Origin of the sequence: Methylocystis rosea (assembly GCF_003855495.1) — a bacterium.
Taxonomy (GTDB): Bacteria; Pseudomonadota; Alphaproteobacteria; order Rhizobiales; family Beijerinckiaceae; genus Methylocystis; species Methylocystis rosea_A.
Window position 1 is genome coordinate 793,142 of record NZ_CP034086.1, and the last position, 17,444, is coordinate 810,585.

General features: G+C 60.9%; 16 protein-coding genes and 1 tRNA gene. 13 read left to right on the forward strand and 4 right to left on the reverse strand.

The genetic code is table 11. The features are described 5' to 3' along the window. Positions 1-120: 120 nt before the first annotated feature. The 11 genes from EHO51_RS03650 (at position 121) to EHO51_RS03700 (ending at position 9,985) form a co-directional block, all read left to right on the forward strand. A complete protein-coding gene (locus EHO51_RS03650; RefSeq protein ID WP_124737747.1) occupies positions 121-345 on the forward strand; it encodes a transcriptional regulator in 225 nt (74 codons plus the stop codon). Continuing rightward, positions 346-1,863, forward strand: a complete 1,518-nt coding sequence (locus tag EHO51_RS03655; RefSeq protein WP_124737748.1) for a DEAD/DEAH box helicase — start codon at positions 346-348, stop codon at positions 1,861-1,863. It begins immediately after the preceding gene. Then, positions 1,860-3,224 (forward strand): phage/plasmid primase, P4 family, encoded by a 1,365-nt coding sequence (locus EHO51_RS03660; RefSeq protein WP_124737749.1) that lies wholly within the window; start codon positions 1,860-1,862, stop codon positions 3,222-3,224. The genes EHO51_RS03655 and EHO51_RS03660 overlap by 4 nt, the downstream gene beginning before the upstream one ends. 673 nt (positions 3,225-3,897) lie before the next feature. Then, complete coding sequence (locus tag EHO51_RS03665) at positions 3,898-4,356, forward strand: hypothetical protein (RefSeq protein ID WP_124737750.1); 459 nt, start codon at positions 3,898-3,900, stop codon at positions 4,354-4,356. Then, entirely contained in the window at positions 4,356-4,655 is a 300-nt protein-coding gene (locus EHO51_RS03670; RefSeq protein WP_124737751.1) for a hypothetical protein, read from the forward strand. Before EHO51_RS03665 ends, EHO51_RS03670 begins: the two co-directional genes overlap by 1 nt. A 14-nt stretch (positions 4,656-4,669) precedes the next feature. Beyond that, entirely contained in the window at positions 4,670-6,100 is a 1,431-nt protein-coding gene (locus tag EHO51_RS03675) for a hypothetical protein (protein ID WP_124737752.1), read from the forward strand. A gap of 13 nt (positions 6,101-6,113) precedes the next feature. After that, the gene (locus EHO51_RS03680) at positions 6,114-6,509 is read left to right on the forward strand and encodes a hypothetical protein (RefSeq protein WP_124737753.1); all 396 of its coding nucleotides are present in this window, start codon (positions 6,114-6,116) and stop codon (positions 6,507-6,509) included. A gap of 12 nt (positions 6,510-6,521) precedes the next feature. Continuing rightward, positions 6,522-7,226, forward strand: coding sequence for a hypothetical protein (locus tag EHO51_RS03685; RefSeq protein WP_124737754.1), 705 nt, complete (start codon positions 6,522-6,524; stop codon positions 7,224-7,226). A 165-nt stretch (positions 7,227-7,391) separates the two neighbouring features. Continuing rightward, positions 7,392-7,751, forward strand: coding sequence for a hypothetical protein (locus EHO51_RS03690; RefSeq protein WP_124737755.1), 360 nt, complete (start codon positions 7,392-7,394; stop codon positions 7,749-7,751). A gap of 139 nt (positions 7,752-7,890) precedes the next feature. Continuing rightward, positions 7,891-8,583: a hypothetical protein gene (locus tag EHO51_RS03695; protein ID WP_124737756.1), complete on the forward strand. Its 693-nt coding sequence runs from the start codon at positions 7,891-7,893 to the stop codon at positions 8,581-8,583. Between the two features lie 265 nt (positions 8,584-8,848). After that, complete coding sequence (locus EHO51_RS03700) at positions 8,849-9,985, forward strand: hypothetical protein (RefSeq protein ID WP_124737757.1); 1,137 nt, start codon at positions 8,849-8,851, stop codon at positions 9,983-9,985. Positions 9,986-10,098: 113 nt separating this feature from the next. On the opposite strand, the gene EHO51_RS03705 is transcribed toward EHO51_RS03700, so the two are convergent. From EHO51_RS03705 to EHO51_RS03720, 4 genes are all read right to left on the reverse strand, one after another. Next, positions 10,099-11,532: a hypothetical protein gene (locus tag EHO51_RS03705; protein WP_124737758.1), complete on the reverse strand. Its 1,434-nt coding sequence runs from the start codon at positions 11,530-11,532 to the stop codon at positions 10,099-10,101. Between the two features lie 118 nt (positions 11,533-11,650). Then, complete coding sequence (locus EHO51_RS03710; RefSeq protein WP_124737759.1) at positions 11,651-13,699, reverse strand: AAA family ATPase; 2,049 nt, start codon at positions 13,697-13,699, stop codon at positions 11,651-11,653. Between the two features lie 132 nt (positions 13,700-13,831). Then, the gene (locus tag EHO51_RS03715) at positions 13,832-14,254 is read right to left on the reverse strand and encodes a YciI family protein (RefSeq protein WP_124737760.1); all 423 of its coding nucleotides are present in this window, start codon (positions 14,252-14,254) and stop codon (positions 13,832-13,834) included. Positions 14,255-14,475: 221 nt separating this feature from the next. Then, positions 14,476-14,551, reverse strand: a tRNA-Glu gene (locus EHO51_RS03720). Between the two features lie 142 nt (positions 14,552-14,693). Here EHO51_RS03720 and EHO51_RS03725 point away from each other — a divergent pair. Together EHO51_RS03725 and EHO51_RS03730 are read left to right on the forward strand one after the other, a co-directional pair. Further along, entirely contained in the window at positions 14,694-16,553 is a 1,860-nt protein-coding gene (locus EHO51_RS03725; protein WP_124737761.1) for an ABC-F family ATP-binding cassette domain-containing protein, read from the forward strand. A 96-nt stretch (positions 16,554-16,649) separates the two neighbouring features. Next, the gene (locus EHO51_RS03730; protein ID WP_245434728.1) at positions 16,650-17,408 is read left to right on the forward strand and encodes an RNA polymerase sigma factor; all 759 of its coding nucleotides are present in this window, start codon (positions 16,650-16,652) and stop codon (positions 17,406-17,408) included. Positions 17,409-17,444 lie beyond the last annotated feature (36 nt).

Consider the following 17,444-nt stretch of genomic DNA (forward strand, 5'->3'; position numbering starts at 1 on the left):
TGGACACTACGATTTGGTGGTGACGTCGCCACACTGCGCATCGTTGTCAACAACGAGGAGCGCAGAGATATGGAAAACCGAGCGGCGTATAAAGTCCCGGAGTTTTGCAAAGATCATGACATGTCGCAGTCTGCTTACTACGAGCTGAAGCGCAAGGGTCGCGGCCCCCGGGAGATGCGGATCGGATCGAAGGGCGTGCGAATTTCGAGGGAAGCCGCCCAAGAGTGGCGCCGCCGCATGGAAGAGATCGCGGCCGAAGAGATCGCGGCCACGGAGTCCGCGTCATCGAACGTGAAAGAGAAGGACGCGGAGGAATCGGCGTCATCGGAAGAGGAGGCCGCGTGAATGCGGCCTTCAAACGCGGCGACGCCCGCCCCTGATAGCTCAGGGAGCGGGCGTCAAATTCGAGCGCTTGGCCGGCGGCTCGATCGCGAAAATAATCCCCGCGCCGACGGCGCGCAATATTTTTCACGTCCGCATGCCGGACCTGTCCTCCGCGACTATCAAGCCGCTCTCGTCGACGGCGTCGGCGCCGCTTACCGCGACGGCGCGCGCAGCGTGCTCATGGTGTTGCCGACCGGCGGCGGTAAGACCGTTATTTTTTCGCGAGTCGTCCGCGGCGCCGCGGCGAAGAGCAAGCGCGTTCTACTGCTTGCGCATCGCGTCGAGATCGTGGAGCAGATCGGCGCCGCCCTCGACTGTGAGGGCGTCGCACATGGGCTGATTGCGCCGGATGCTCCGGAGACCTCCCATGCGGTGCAGGTCGCGTCCGTGGCGACGCTGGCGCGCCGGATCGACGGATGGGCAGGCGCCTTTGACCTGATCGTCATTGACGAAGCGCATCACGCCGTCGCTGGCTCATGGGGAAAAATCCTTGCCGCCATGCCAAATGCGCACATTCTCGGCGTGACGGCGACGCCCGAACGTCTCGACGGGCGCGGACTTGGCGACGTCTTCGAAACAATGATCGAAGGGCCGTCGACAGGCGATCTTATCGCGGAAGGTCATCTTTCACGCCCCACCGTATTCGCGCCCACTTCGGCGCCCGACTTGACGGGCGTCAGGACTCGCATGGGCGACTATGAGATCGGCGACCTTCGCGCAGCGATGGGCGGCGTCATCATCGAGTCGGCAACCGCCGAATATGGGCGCATCTGCCCCGGAACGCCGGCCGTCACTTTTTGCGTGGACATCGCGCACAGCGAGGCGGTTGCCGCGCGCTTCCGATCGCATGGCTACCGCGCAGCGCACGTTGATGGCGAGATGCCCGCTCGGGAACGCCGCCGTCTCATCGCCCAGCTCGGGACGGGCGAGTTAAACGTCCTCACCAATTGCGGGTTGATCAGCGAAGGCGTCGACGTTCCCGCGATCGGCGCCGCGATTTTGCTGCGCCCGACACAAAGCCTTGCGCTCTACCTTCAACAGGTCGGCCGTTCGCTTCGGCCGGCGCCCGGAAAAGACCGCGCGCTGATTTTGGACTTCGCCCGCAATTCCTTGAGGCACGGCCTCCCGGACGACAGCCGCACTTGGTCGCTGGCTTCTAAGCCGCGGCGCGAACGCCCCACGTCCTCGGCGTCGGTTCGCCGCTGCAACGAATGCGGCGCGGTCAATCCGGCGAACGCGCGCGAATGTCTGGAATGCGGCGCCAGCCTGATGACGCCGCTCGAGCGCATGGAAGTCGCCATGAAGCTGCGCTCAGAGGAGACGGCGCGGCTTGGCGAACAACTTCGTTCGATGACTTACGCGCAGCGCATCGCTTGGGCCGGCGCGAACGAAGTCCGACTGCGGGCCGTTGCGTCCGCGTGTCAATATAAAAAAGGTTGGATCTTTCGCCGCCTTCAGGAAATGCGGGGTGCTGCATGACGGTCGTCGTGCGCCCCATGAGCGGGCCCCGCTCGGTCACCAAATCGCGCGATCGGGTTGCTGTGACGGAAGATTCTGCCGCGCTCGAATTCGTAGAGCGCTTCCAAGAAGCTTTGCGCTTCGATCACAGCCGCGGCGCCTGGTTTAAATTTGATGGCGCGACATGGCGTCGGGACGGCACCCGCTGCGCTTTAGAATGGGCACGGGAAATTGGCCGAGAACTCGCGCGCCGCATCAATGATGAACGCACGCGCGCCATCACTGGGCGCGCGGGCTTCGCTAAAGGTGTCGAGACCCTGGCCCGCGTCGACCAGCGCATCGCGGTAACGTCGGAGTGTTGGGACCACGACTCATTTTTGCTCGGCACGCCGGGCGGAACGGTCGACCTTAGGACCGGAAACTTGCGTGAGCCGAACCCCGCCGACTTGATCTCGAAAGCCACCGCCGTCGCTCCGGCCGTGAGGGGTGACTGCCCGCTATGGCTTCGGTTTCTCGATGACGCCACTGACGGGGATGCGTCGGTGGTCGCCTTTTTGCAGCGCTGGGCGGGCTATTGCCTAACGGCTGACGTTCGGGAGCACGCTTTGCTTTTCATCGTCGGCGACGGCGGGAACGGAAAGTCTGTGTTCCTCAATACATTGCGCGGAGTGATGGGCACTTATGCTGTCAACGCGGCGATGGACGCTTTTACCGCAGCCTACGGCGACAAGCATCCCGCTGACCTCGCCGCCCTTCATGGCGCTCGCCTGGTCACCGCCAGCGAGACCGAACGTGGACGCGCCTGGGATGAGGTTCGCCTCAAAACGCTGACCGGCGGAGATCCGATATCGGCCCGCTTCATGCGGGGCAACTACTTCAACTTCGATCCGACCTTTAAGCTGACGTTCACCGGAAACTTCAAACCGGATCTGCGCGGCGTGAATGAAGCGATGCGCCGACGCATCAGCATCGTGGCGTTCGATTACAAACCGGCCAAGCCCGATGCGCTACTCGAAGAGCGCCTTCGCTCCGAATGGCCCAACATTCTTCGATGGGCGATCGAAGGTTGCCGCGAATGGCAGGCGGGCGGGCTTCGCCGCCCGGCCGCTGTCATCGCTGCATCGGAATCGTATTTCCGGGACCAGGACGTCATCGGGCGTTGGATTGACGAAGAATGCGTTTTCGATCCCGCAAACGAACTGATGCGCACCCCCAGTTGCGATCTTTGGAAGTCGTGGTGTCGCTATGCGGCTTCCAATGCGAAAGCACCCGGTCGCATGAACGACCTCGTGAGCGCACTAGAGAAGCGCGGGGCAAAGGCCTTTCGAACAAGCACCGCACGAGGGTTGCGCGGCATCGCACTTCGCACTTGTTCTGGCTAAAGCCGCACTGCTCGCCACGCTGACGGCGAGCGCGTCCGCATTCGCTCCTTCACCCGTGATACCCGGCATCAGCCCTCTCGCCCTCATGCAGCGATCGAGCGCCACTTATCCCATAGGTGCTTTGCAGACCCTCCACCACCACCTGGTGCGCGCGGAGCGCGCGCCCCGTCCCCGTGACGCCTGTGACGCCTGTGACACCAATTCTGGTTTTGCTCCCGCACGCGTGCGCGCGCGTATAACGCGTAAAATAGAAAAGCCGTCACAGCCGTCACTGCCGAAGTGAGCGCCCATAGGCGCGCGAGCGTCGCCGCCGACGTTGCTGCCCGTCCGGGAGAAAGAACCGCACCGCACGATAGGCAGGCGCGAAAGAGGCTGCAGAGGCTTCAGAGCGCGCGCCGACTCATCCACCAATCGCGACTTTTTGTGTCCGGCGGGCGGTGCAGAAATCGCGTCATTCGGAGCGCCCATTTCGCATCACGTCGCCTTGGCACGGCGAAAATAACAGCTAGGCGCAGCCATACGAAGCAACAAATATAATGCGTTTGCGTGCGCTGGAAATTATGCTGTCCAAGAATTGTCCAATAAGGGCCGCGGACGCGCACATGACGAACGCGTTTCGTCAGCCGCCCGTCCGCCATGCGAGAGCGACGCAATTTTGTTGAAGGGGCGCACGATGCAAGCCGCAGCGGCAATGGACACTACTACGAAGAAACTTCGTAGCGTGCTCACGAACGATCCGCGCCGTCTTGCGGGTGTATCGATGCACACGCCGGAGGGGCGTCGGTTCAAGGATATCGTCGACGCGATTCTCGTCGAGTTCGGCGGTGATGCCGACGTGACGCGAGTCCGCGAACTTGCGAGTTTGAAGTTCAGCCATGAGATGATTCAGGCTCAGGTCATCGCCGGCGATCTTGCGAAGACTGACGATCTCGTTCGGCTGAGCAATTTGATTGGGCGCGTGGAGAAAGACTTGCGCCGCCGCAAGGCTGCCCGGACAGCGATAACGCCGCCAGCGCATTCTTTGGCGAACATCATCGCGCGACACCGCGCCGCTGATGAGGCCGCGCGCCGGGCCGCCGCAGCCACCCCCGCACCGCCCGCCGGCGACGGCGACAATGGGGATGGGCGCTGATGATCCTCGCAGCTCTCGCCTCTGCTGATCGCTCCAAGCTATACGCACTGGGCGAGCAACTGCACCGCGCCGCCGCGCTCGGCGAGCGGCGCTGGGCGGCGTTCCCGACGGTTCGCTCGCACGTTGGTGAATTGATGGCATCGCTGCGCCCCGGTTGCGAGGCCGCGGACGTCGAAGCTATCGCGCGACGCCTTGTGGGAACGGTGGATTATCGCGAGGGCGGCGACGCAGCCATTGAGCTGGCCTATGTCGAGGTCCTCGCCCACGGCGCCCGCTGGTCAGCGGAGGCGCTGTCTTGAGGCCTCTCGTCAGCTTGCGCGCAGCGCTCGACGATCCGGCATTGCTCGGGTCTGTCATGGCCGGCGCAAGTCGCGAACCGATGCGTGCACTCCTCCTCGCTTCGCAGGGCGAGGCGCTCACGTCATCGGAGCTGGAGCATTTCAGAAAGCTTACGCAGCGCGAGGTGCCGCCGGCGCAGCGTGTGCGCGAAATGCATATTCTCGCCGGTCGGCGATCGGGGAAGAGCAGCGGCGTCGCCGCGCTCGCTTGCTATCTCAGCGGGCTTTGTGACTACAGCGACGCCCTTCAGGCTGGCGAACGCGGTCTGGTTCTCTGCATCGCGGCAAGCACGCGCCAGGCGCGCACCATTCTCGACTACGTCTCGGGTTGCTTCGATGCCTCACCCGCGCTTTCACGGTTGGTGACCGGTCGAACACAGTGGGCGCTGTCACTGGGCACCGGCATCGACATTGAAGTTCGTGCAGCCGATCATCGTGGCTTACGCGGCCCCACCGTTGTCGCTGCGCTCGCCGACGAAATCTGCCATTGGCGTTCAGACGAAAGCGCTTCACCTGATACGGAAATCATCGCGGCAGTTCGGCCAAGTCTCGTCACGACGCGCGGTCAACTGATCTCGCTGGGTTCGCCCCATGCCAAGCGGGGCTTCGCTTTTCAGGTCTGGCGCAAGCACTTCGGCCCCGCAGGCAATCCTCGCATCCTTGTCGCCTGGGGTCCGACGCGGGCGTTTAACCACACGGTGCCGGCCGACGAGATCGCGGCTGCTTACGAGGAGGACGCCGCCCGGGCATCGGCTGAGTGGGGCGCCCAATGGCGTTCGGACATTGACACGTTCGTGTCGCCAGAAACGGTTGCCGCATGCGTCATCCCTGGCCGTTTCGAGCTTCCGCGCGTCTCAGGCGTCCGATACGTCGCGTTCATTGATGCTGCGGGCGGTTCGGGTGGTGACAGCATGACGCTGGCGCTCGCGCATCGCGAGCGCATCGGCGAGCGCGATGTTGCTGTCTTGGACGTTGTGCGTGAAGTTCGTCCGCCGTTTTCACCAGACGTCGTCACCCAAGAATTCGCAGGGATCATCAGGGGCTATGGGATCTCGCGTGCAACGGCAGATCGCTGGGGCGCCGATTGGGTCGCAGAAGCGTTCGCAAAGCACGGCGTGAGAGTTGAGCAGAGTGCGCGGCCGAAGTCCGATCTTTTTCGTGAACTGCTCGCCCCGCTGAACAGCGGGCGCGTTGAGCTCCTCGATAGTCAGCGCCTCATCGCGCAGTTATGCGGCTTGGAACGTCGGACCGCGCGCAGCGGGAAAGACAGCGTCGACCACGCGCAGGGCGGGCACGACGACGTTGCGAACAGCGCCGCCGGCGCGCTCGGCGAAGCGCTCGCCGGTGTGCGGCTGATCGAGTTTTCGGAATCGATGATCCGCGCGCTCGAGATGGGGCTGATTTAGAGGAGCGAAAAAAATGAAGCATTCATCACGTCTGACATACGAGCGTCACCCCATTGCGGGGGCCCGCCTCGCCTATGACGCCGCGCCGTCCGCGCTCGCCCGCAAGCCCGCGACGTCGACAAAGCCCAGCGCTTCGCCATCGCCCTCGGTCGCGCGCAAGCCCGCCGTCGACTCGCCTTCGCGCCAGGAAAACCTGCAGGCGATTTTGGATTTTCTCAGCGGCGCCTTGCCTCCCGCCTTGTTTGCCGAGGTCGAAACCGCGCTTGGGCAATACGTCAATGGATTTCAGGAGCCGGAGACGCCGCGGCAGCCTGCCGCCGATCGTCGTCCCCGGGTTGCCGCCGATTCTGCGGGCATGGGGGATTTCTTCGCGAGATTTCCTGCCGCGCGCGGCATTCGTTCAGTCTGAGGGAGAATTGCGATGACCGTCGCCGAAATTGAGAACGACACTCTCGCCGCTCGCGCGCAGGCGCGCCAGCAATTGGCTGACGCGATCGCCGCCGTCGACGTGGCGCGAGATCGGCTCGCCGAAGCGAAGCGGGCCGTTCAACTCGCCGATGACCGTTGCATCGATTTGCGCAACAACGTCGACGCGTTCAAAGAGCGCCTCGCTTTAATGAAAAGCCGCACCGGGGCCGCAGACAGCGTAGTCGCCGCTCTTGCGCGCGGTGAACTTCTCGAACTTGAGCGCTCCCCGGCGCAACGGGTTCAGGAAGATATCAACGCGCTCGAGCACGAATTGGAAGCTGTGCGCCAAGCCCGTCAAACCGCCAAGGACGAAGTCGAGCGACGCAAGAGCGCAGTCGGTCTCGCTGAAATGCGCACGCGCCGCATGGCGGCTGCCGTGCTGCGCACAAGCGGCGCAACGGAGCGGCTGTTGCACGGCCTCCTCGATCTTGAACGCCAAGTCGTCGAGCGCCGTTTGGGCCTCAGATTTCTCCTCGCGCAAGACGCCATTCCCGCGAGCGAGAAAGCGACGGTCGAACGACTCCTCTCCGCCACCGCATTGCCGACCAGCGCCGATCGGGGCGACTTCTTTGGTTGGAGTCGTCATCCGACGACGTCCGCGTGGGCGGACGCGCTGGCGTTGCTCGAGCGCGATCCGGACGCCCGCCTTCCGGACTGAATTTGAGATTGTCGCCGGCTGCTTTCTCCGGCGGCGATGGCCCAGCGGACGGTGGCTAAAAACCCTCGCAGGATCGTCGGTATCCCCTCTTGTATGCGCGACGATCCACGGCGCTCCGGCTCTTGCGGCCGGGGCGCCGATCCTCTTTCAAATGGAGAATTGGTCATGACGACGCGAAAATTTGCTCAGGACAACCCGGCCCTCGTGGCGCTGGGGACGGCCCTGATCGGCGGAGCGGTCGAAGCTGGAACATCAATCGCGAAAGCCGCGACGGGGCCGGGCTCGCCTTTGAGCGTCGACGACGCCGATGGCGATGGCGTCGCCCTCTTTGTCCGCTGGGCGTCGAAAAACCTATCGGGCGACGAAATGCGTGCGCTCGCCGATACGCTGCGGGAGGCCGCGGACGCTGGCGACGCTGGGGGCGGGCGAGAGAAGGCGGCGATGGACAGCGCATGGGGACGCAGCAAGCCCGATGCGTTCGAACGTCGCTTTCCTGGGGCCAGGCGCATACGGCAGCAGTGGTGACGAGACCAAACCACTCTGGCGTCACGCCAGGTGACCGCGGAAAGCTCAGCCGTCCTTGACCTCGGCCTTAAAATGCTGAGCATCTTCGACGCGGCGAGTCGTCGCGTCAGCTAAAGCGAAAACATCTCGACAGGAAAAAATGACGAACAACCAGCGGATCCAGCAAGCGCTCGAAGCGATCAGGACATTCCCTGACAAACACCCTTCGCTAATGAAATCTCATCACTTCCTGTTCGATCTTCCGATCGACAACAATGTCACAGGTTGTGAATACATATTGATGGGAATCAATCCCGGCGAGACAGATGCGGACTGGACGCTTGCACCAAGGGACTTGGGAGAAATCTATCCAACGGAAGCAAGCTCCTCATACGATTTTCGGGTTGCCAAAAAAATTGAGAAGAACCGGAGCGCTAAAAACTGGGACACCCGCTCAAGGAAACTCCTCGGAACATCGGATATTTTCTATACCGAACTCTTTTTCTGGAGTTCGCCGGATCGAAGCAAATTGGAAGCTCAGTTCGGCAGGCTGAAGGATCTCAAAAAGGACGTGCTCTCGTTTTGCAAAGAGCAAAACGAAGTGATGTTCGAAGAGCGACAGCCGAAGGCTGTCGTCGTCTCGGGATTGGGGGATATGGATATTGTCTCGGATCTATACGGTTTGGTTCCTCTGAATGACGGCAGCTTAGACCTTAAAAGCGGCGGCGCCCGACTTTTGATCGCTAAGACCGATGGAACACGTCCTTGGTTTTTTCTCCCCCACCTCAGTGGTTCATTCGGTTTCAGCGGAGAACGGATGGCTATGATCCGAGAACATATGCGCGGGATATAGACGCAGCTCTACTTCCAGAGTGACGGCGCGGTCGATCGCCGGCATCCAGAAGCGCGTGCACGCCGACACGATTCGCAACATGCAAGGCGCAGCGCATTGACGGGAGTAGGGGTGTTCCCAGGACTTTCGCGCGCGCGATTTTGTTCGTAGTGTTTCCGTCAGCCGACGGCGATTTTGTGCCGTCACGACGCTCCGACCGTGGATGTAGCGGCGGGGCATTTGTTTTGTCAGGCTCTCAATCACGCATATCGAATGACCGCGAAAAATGAGCATTTTCGAAAACATTGACCAAAACAACGAAGATCCTCCACGCGAGGACGAAACCGCGTTCGCCTACCTAAACCGCTCGAACCGAATCGAGGCCGCTCGCGTTCGTGCATTGGTCGATCATTGGTTAGACAATTATCCCGCACAGCACCGCAATGCCCTCGTGGCACGATTCCGCTCTGGTAGCGACCCAGATCATCTGAGTGCATTCTTCGAACTGTTTCTTCACGAGCTTGTTTTGCGGTGCGGGCATCGGGTTGTGGCCATTGAACCAAGTCTCGATCACACACCTAGCTCGCCAGACTTTCTGATCGAGAGCAATGATGGAAGCCGGTTCTATTTCGAGGGTACGCTAGCCACAGGTCGATCTCAACAAGAGCGTGGCGAGCAGGCCAGATTGAACCAGGCGCTCGCTGCGATCGACGCAGTGCCATGTCCGGCGCACTTCCTCGATCTGGAAATCAGAAACAATCCGACAGCCCCCATTACAATCCGGAGGATGACACGCGAGCTCCGCGCCTGGATTGGAAGGCTGCCAGAGGGCGAAAGCGCTCCTGATGCGGCACCCTTCACTTATCAGGAGCATGGTGCGCAGATAGTAATCCGCGCTTGGCCGCGCCAGAATCGTCACGAAGCCGATCGTTCCATAGGCGTAAGAAGTTTTGGTGCCACAACAATTACGCCGGATGACGACATTCGAGCGGCCTTAAAAAGAAAGGCATCCAAATATGGTTGCCTTGATCATCCTTACGTCGTTGCCGTGAACGCGCTCGGGGTATTTCAGCATGAGGGAAATTGTATCGACGCACTTTTAGGATCGGAACGCGTCGTAGTACGTCCAATGCCCAACGGAGAGCGCGTCGGAGAAATTAGCCGTAATCCTGATGGGATTTGGAATGGGCCGCGTGGCGCGCAGAATAGGCGGATAAGCGCCGTCTTCTCGACAGAACGGATCGATCCTTGGAACTTCGCACAGCGGCACGCGCGCTTGATGCGCAATCCATGGGCTGTGAGAGAACTTCCACCTGTTTCATTGAGGGTCGATGAGCTCAATCCTGATGGAGGCAGATTCCGCCGAACTAACGGAGACAGCTTGGCAAGCATTTTTGAGCTGACCGACCAGTGGCCAGGTTGAATAGACAATTGCTCTCGTTGCCGACGTGCTGCTTTTCCCAGAATAGACGCTGCGTGAAGTGACCGCGCACGGCGGGAGCGCAGCTGATCGCTGCAATGCTGCGACCATCCTTGTCACAACTGGATAATCTTCGGCTTCTTCCCTGGATGCCTGGGTTTCGGTGGCGCTACTGTCTGGCGGAGTGGTTCATAGCCGTCCTCGAAATCGTCATCCGGCCCCGCGTCCGTCGACGACTCGATTGCCAGTACGAGACTCTTCTTTCCCTCTATCGCGTCACTCAAATAGGAGACTAGAATATCCGTTTGCAGCGCTGTTGTCCCTATCCAACCACGACCGACCATGTCGACAAAATGCGTCGGAGTGAAATATCGTCGACCGAACGTCTCCGCGTAGACGATGGCACCCCCCTTTTTACCCTTAGCAGCAGGTGTTTTCGCCAACTTCTTCCAATAGCTCACCGGAACATAGATGCCTGGCACATGACCTTTGGCGTCATGCGATAGGAGCTTGCTGCAGAACTTGAGGAAGAACGGGTCCGAGCCGAAGCGATATCCTTCGCAACTTTCGTCTGCTGCAACCGACGCCAGCTTCGCCGCCGCGGCTTCCATCCGCGCGATCTCAGTTTTCAGCTGATCGTCTGGCCTATAGCCGAGTTCGCCATCAACTCCTGAGAACATCTTGTACTGCACGAAGACCACCGACTTTAGCGTCTCATTTACATAGATGAGGTCGACTCCGAGTTGCCTTTCGAGCGGCAGTTTGTTGGCCAGAATGATCGTGAGTTTGGTATCGCCGTTGGTGAATAGCTTGGCGGGATAGCGCTGGCGTTTTATGAACTGCCAACCCTCGCTGCCCTCGTCAAGATCTTGTAAGATTAGCAAGTCTTCTATCGACGTCACGTCTTCATCGCCGTCAAAGATCGATGTCAGGCCAGGCGTTGCGTCCTCGTCGAGCTGCGGCGGGACTCTCAATTGCTCCGTGGGGATTCGGGCGAACTCGAGCGCCGTGACGACGGCGTCGCGCTGATATGCCCAATTGGTCTTAGCGGGGGTCGGATTTGGATCTGGTGGAGGCGGGCGGCGATTCACCAACCCTGCAGCAACTTTGAACGCTTTGTCGTCAACCCGACGCAATGCCTCCATGATTAGCCCGAAAGCGGCGGCCGAAACGTGGCCTCCGCCGAGCGCCTGCTTCGCTCGCCACGCCTGCTTGCCCCGGAGACTTGTCTTGATCGCCGAGACGCGCACGGCCTTCCCGAAGGGCATGACGTTCCAGATATCAAGCTTGTCCCTCCCGGACTCGGCCGGGTAATAAACTACGCTTCGCGCTACATGTGTGAGATATCCTTTCTTGGCACTGATAAAGCATAGCATCCAGCGTCTGCGGAGTGCCGCCGGAATTTTTGGAACAGCTTGGCTGCAGATGCTCTGCCCCGCGAGGTCGCTTTCCAGCTCCTTAAGCCGGTCTGTCCCAATCGACAGCACATAACCGTGCTCCGGTACCCAAGGGTAACGCGCGCCGAGATATTGTTTTCCCGTTGGCGGCAATAGGCCCTCCGTATTCCGATCGTTTCAATACGACAGCGCGCTGAGGTGCCCTCGTCGGCCTTAGCGCCAATTCGCTGGTTGCCTCATCACCGCTGTCAGATAACGAAAAGATGGAAACTCATGACAACACGTCGAAATGCCGGTTGATCGCCTCGAATAGCGCATAGGCTTTCTCTTTAATCGGATCATTAATTGCTGATGGATCAGCACCCCAGGAATTAATCAGCACAAGGGCAGCCGCCGCTTTCTCTGCCATGCCGAATTTTCCCTGGCTCATGCGTTCAAATGCACGTTCCATGGCTTTGACGTTTGTGGCGGCGGCTTTTTCACAGGTGTTCAAGCTTACGCTGTAACCGGCGTGCTCGATGGCAGCCAGATAAACGTCGCGAGGAACGAGGTCTTCAATCGTTGCTTCTGTCAGGCCAATCGCGGACCCGAGCATGAGCACCGGCGACTCTCCGCTGAAAACCTCATTCATCCGTTTCGCTGCCTGTTCTCCTTCCTTGTCGCTGTCGAGCAGCACCAAGAGATGGCCCTCGTTCACTCCCGCAGATGCCATCATTATCGAAGCGAGCGGCATGAGGCGTGACGTGCCTCCCGCTGGAATTAGCACGGTATCCCGATGCAACGGTGGAGGAGTATCCTTTCGGGATAGACAATCGTTGAGCGCCTTAATGATCCAGTAATCGGTGATGCCCTCGACGATGACTGATCGTTTGCCGAGAAATAGTGTCTGCGCGATCGAATAGCCTATGGCGGCCTGTAGCGGGACCAATGTGTCCCGGTCACCAGTTGGCCGCACGTCGTTAGAGATCATCGTTTTTTGCGGCTCGGGACCGTACAAATGAACGGTGCGCACCCGTTCAAGGTGACCACCGTCTACGAGAAACGGCAGATGCGTACTGTAGATCAGTTGGTTAGCCTTACAAATGCGTTCGAACAGGGCAATTAGCCTTGCCTGTAGGGTCGGGTGAAGATGTAACCCCGGCTCATCGAGCAGCAGGACAGCCCCCATATGCGCCTTACGAGATTCGACAAGAAATACTAGATAGAACGAAAAAAACCACTGCAGACCATGGCTGCGCTCCTCAAAAGGCACTGGAAATTCGTTGTGCTGGTCCGACACTCGAAGCACTAGGTCTTCTCCGTCGGCGTCGAAATGCATCTTGTGACGCTTCTCGCTCCACCACTCGATCCAGTCCCCGGTCAGCGAAAATGACGAGGAATCCAAGAGTGCGCGGCGTTTTTCGTGACGCCGGTGAACCTCGTCGTCCGTTTCACCGCTCTGGCGCGCGCGGCCCAGTTCAAGGATTTCTTTGGGATCAATCCCGCTCCACTCGAACAACGCAGTTTGCGTGCGGATTTTCGGGTCTGGCGAATCTTTGCGCTGTAAATACAGCGGCAAGTGAATGCGCGTTTCGAGCTGACCGTAATCATCAAAATAGATAAAGATGGGTAAGTTTTGCTCGGCCCAGGCGCGCGCAGCTACTAAAGGATCGCCTTGCTTAGCCTCGGTGAGCAGGCGCTGCAGTTGTTCACGCTCCCCAATCGCTATGGACTGCCGCGCGGCGTCAATACCAAGCCAAGCGGTTAGAGCTCCACTGAATGCCTCAATCGCTTTGACGCTTTCCGGCTGCCACAATGGCGTGTCGACTTTGATCCGCTCGATGGCGGAATTCAGCGCGGTTTGTAGTGCTGGAGCGCCATCGACATCGATATTGGTGGCTGAACTGGCAATGGCCTCGATCATAGAGAGGATTTCTGCGGCGGAGGCGCTAGTCTTTACGTCCTTGTCGAACGCGATCTCGTGACGAACTTGGTCTTCGCCATCATAAGAGGTCGCATAAGTTATTTGTGTCGGCTTCTGGGGAGGGGAACCAGGAAGGTGTGCGACGAGCGCATCTGCTTCCTCGGGAGTCAAATCAAAAACAAGTAGTGTGACCTCCTGGGTTTCCTTGCGTTCTCGAGAATAGCGATCACGTGGGTAGTCGTAGAGTTTATCAAATTTGGCGTCCGCCACGTTGCGACTCTTCCACATGGCCTTCATGACGGACGATTTGCCGCTTTCGTTCTTGCCAACAAGCGCAGTTACGAGCTCGTCTACTTTAACTGGTCCGGTATCGTCGATGACTTTGTAATTCTTGATCTGGAAACTGACTAGTTTCATTGGTGCCCCTATGAAAACAACTTTTTTCGACCGAACAATCCCGGCTTTTACTCCCTTAATCTACCCCTCAGTGGATATCCAGCTTTCGAGCGTGGGAGGGCAAGGTGCATGACGCGAGGCGCTCCGGCCGGCCTAGCGGTCCGAAATCCTTTTGCGGATCCGATCTTCCGCTTCAGCGATCTCCGGCGTCATGGCGTCGCCGAAGTCGGCCGCTTCATAGAGCGGGCGGATTTCGATCTCGCTCGGGCCGGGCATCGGGTTGGGGCATCGCTTCACCCATTCGACCGCCTCGGCCATATCCCTGACCTCCCAGAGCCAATAGCCGGCGATTAGCTCGGCCGTCTCTTCGAATGGCCCGTCATAGACGGTTCGATCGGCACCCTTGAACGCCACGCGCTTACCGTTACAGGAAGGCTGCAGGCCCTCGCCGGCGAGCATGATGCCGGCGTTGACCAGTTCCTCGTTGAATTTCGTCATCGCCTCCAGGAGCTCGGTCGACGGCAGGAGACCGGACTCGCTCTCCAGCGTCGCTTTCACGAGAACCATGACGCGCATGGACTATCTCCTCGGTTCGCAGTCACGGCACCGAACACACTGACCAGTTGGCTCGCGGAGAGCATATCGCGGGGCGAGAAAGCGGTGCGATTGGTGTTAGAAATCTATCCGCTCAACTGCGCATTTCTGCGCTTCAATCCACAAGAGCTTATTGGCCAAATATTGGACAAAGCACAGATTTTGACTTCGAAGTTTTCGGCGTAAGCTACTGATTTTAAAGGTGGCGCGCCCAAGGGGATTCGAACCCCTGTTTTCGCCGTGAAAGGGCGACGTCCTAGGCCTCTAGACGATGGGCGCGGCTGCGCGGCCGCGTTGCGGCGGCGCGAGGGCGTGTATAGAGGCGCGGGCGGCGCAAGACAAGACCGACCGGCGGCGCCAGATCGCCGCGCATGGCCTCGCGTTTGCACCAATTCGGGGGAGGCCCTAAAGCATCGCAGCAATGCTCACGATCAACGATCTCGTCTACCGGCTCGGCGGCCGGCTGCTGTTCGACCACGCCGGGGTGTTCCTGCCGGGGCGCTCCCGCGCGGGCTTCGTCGGCCGTAACGGCGCCGGCAAGACCACGCTGTTCCGGCTGATCAGCGGCGAAATCGCCCCGGAAAGCGGCGCGATCTCAATTCCCGCCCGCACAAGGCTCGGGCGCGTCGAGCAGGAGGCGCCGGGCGGTCCGACGGCGCTGATCGACTTCGTGCTGGCGGCTGACCTTGAGCGCGCCGACCTGCTGGCGCGGGCCGAAGCCGCGCATGATGCGCATGACATCGCCGACATTCAGACGCGGCTCGCCGACATCGACGCCCATTCGGCGCCCGCCCGCGCCGCCGCCATCCTGCACGGGCTGGGCTTCGACGCCGCGGCGCAGCGCCGGCCGCTGTCGGAATTCTCCGGCGGCTGGCGCATGCGCGTCGCCCTGGCGGCGGTGCTGTTCGCGCAGCCCGACCTGCTGCTTCTCGACGAGCCGACCAATTATCTCGATCTTGAAGGGACGTTGTGGCTCGTCGATTATCTGTCGCGCTATCCGGCGAGCGTCGTCGTCATCAGCCATGACCGCGATCTGCTCGACGACGTGGCCACGCATATTCTGCATCTCGAGCGCGGAAAGCTGACGCTCTATAAGGGCGACTACTCCTCTTTCGAAAAACAGCGACGCGAGGCGCAGCTCCTCGCCGTCAAGGGCGCCAAGAAGCAGGAAGAGCAGCGCAAACATCTGCAGGCCTTCGTCGATCGCTTCCGCTCCAAGGCGACGAAGGCGCGCCAGGCGCAGTCGCGCTTGAAACTTCTCGCCAAAATGGAGCCGATCGCGGCGATCGTCGACGATTCGGTCCTGCCGATCCGTCTGCCGTCGCCCGAGAAGCCGCTATCGCCGCCGATCATCGCGCTGGAGAAAGCGGCGGTCGGCTATGGCGATCGGGTCGTGCTGTCGCGGCTCACGCTGTCGATCTCCAACGACGATCGCATCGGCCTGCTCGGCGCCAATGGCAATGGCAAGTCGACCTTCGCCAAATTGCTCGGCGGGCGGCTTTCGGCCTGCGCCGGCGAGATGGTGCGCGCGCCGAAGCTGGAGGCGGGATTTTTCGCGCAGCATCAGGTCGACGATCTGAATGAGGGCGAGACGCCTTACGCCGTCTTCGCGCGGCTGATGCCGGGCGCCCCCGAGGCGCGCATTCGCGGTCGCGCGGCGCAGACCGGATTTTCCGGCGCGCGGGCCGAAACCCTCATCGCCAAGCTTTCGGGAGGTGAAAAGGCGCGGCTGCTGCTCGGCGTCGCCACCTTCAACGCGCCGCATCTTTTGATCCTCGACGAGCCGACGAACCATCTCGACATCGACAGCCGCGCCGCGCTGATCGAGGCGATCAACGAGTACGAGGGCGCTGTCGTTCTGGTCTCGCATGACCGCTATCTGCTCGAGGCCTGCGCCGATCGCCTGTGGCTGGTCGACGACGGAACCGTGCGCGCCTTCGACGGCGATATGGACGATTATGCGCGGCTGGTGCTCTCGAAATCGCGCGACGAAGAGCCGAGGCGCGTCCCCGTTGCGCCAGCGCAAGAGGGATCAAAGCAGGAGGCGCCCAAGCGCCGCGACGCTGGGCAGGCGCGGCGCAAGCTCGCCGCCGCCGAGGCGCGCGTCGAGAAATTCACGCAGCTTATCGCCCGCGTCGACGAGGCGCTCGCCGCGCCCGACGCCTTCGCGCGCAATCCGCAGGAGGCGGCGCGCCTCGCGTCGCAGCGCGAGGAACTCGCGCAGGCGCTCGCCGCCGCTGAGGAACAGTGGCTCGATCTCGCCGCCGAGGCGGAGGCGTAAAATTCTCCGGTCCGCTGGCCCGCATGAATGCGCCTCCACTGGATCTATGGTCGCGCGCGAGAAGGCCTATCCTTGATTGACGAAAAGGACCAATCAATGGACGGGACGGCGCATGCGGCGCAAATGACGCCGGAGACCGATCGGCGAGACGAACGCTTGCTCGCGGCGCGCGCTCTGGCGGGCGAAGAAGAGGCGCTGCGCCTCATCATGGCGGACAACAATCGCCGTCTCTATCGGATCGCGCGCAGCATCGTGCTCGACAGTCACGAGGCCGAGGACGTGGTCCAGGAGGCCTACCTGAAGGCTTTCACCCATCTCGACGAATTTCGCGGCGAGGCCGCGCTCGCCACCTGGCTCGCACGGATCACGATCAACGAGGCCGCGGCGCGGCTGCGAGTCCGCCGCCGGGCGAAGCTCATTCATGTCTTCGGCGCGCAGAAGAGTGAGTCGGACAGCATTTTTTCTTCACAGGCGAAAGACTGCGACGATCCCGAGAGATCGCTGGCCCAACGCGAAATTTTGCGGCTCGTCGAGCAGGCCACCGAGAGGCTTCCCGAGGATTTTCGCCTGGTTTTCGTCCTGCGCGCCATTGAGGGGCTCACCGTCGCCGAGACCGCGCAGATCCTCGAATTGCGGCCCGAGACCGTGAAGACTCGCCTGCATCGCGCCCGCCGTCTCATTCGCGATCAGTTGGAAAAGGACATCGGTCCGTTCGTCATGGAGGCGTTTCCTTTCGGAGGCGCGCGCTGCGCGCAAAGCGTGCGCGCCGTTTTGGCGCGATTGTCATCGCGAAACAAAAATTCGGGAACCTTTTCCGACCGCTCTCATCCAATGACCGTCACGCAGCAGTCGTGAGCGAAGTTGGCGCCCATGCGCCCACAGGCGGTCGCC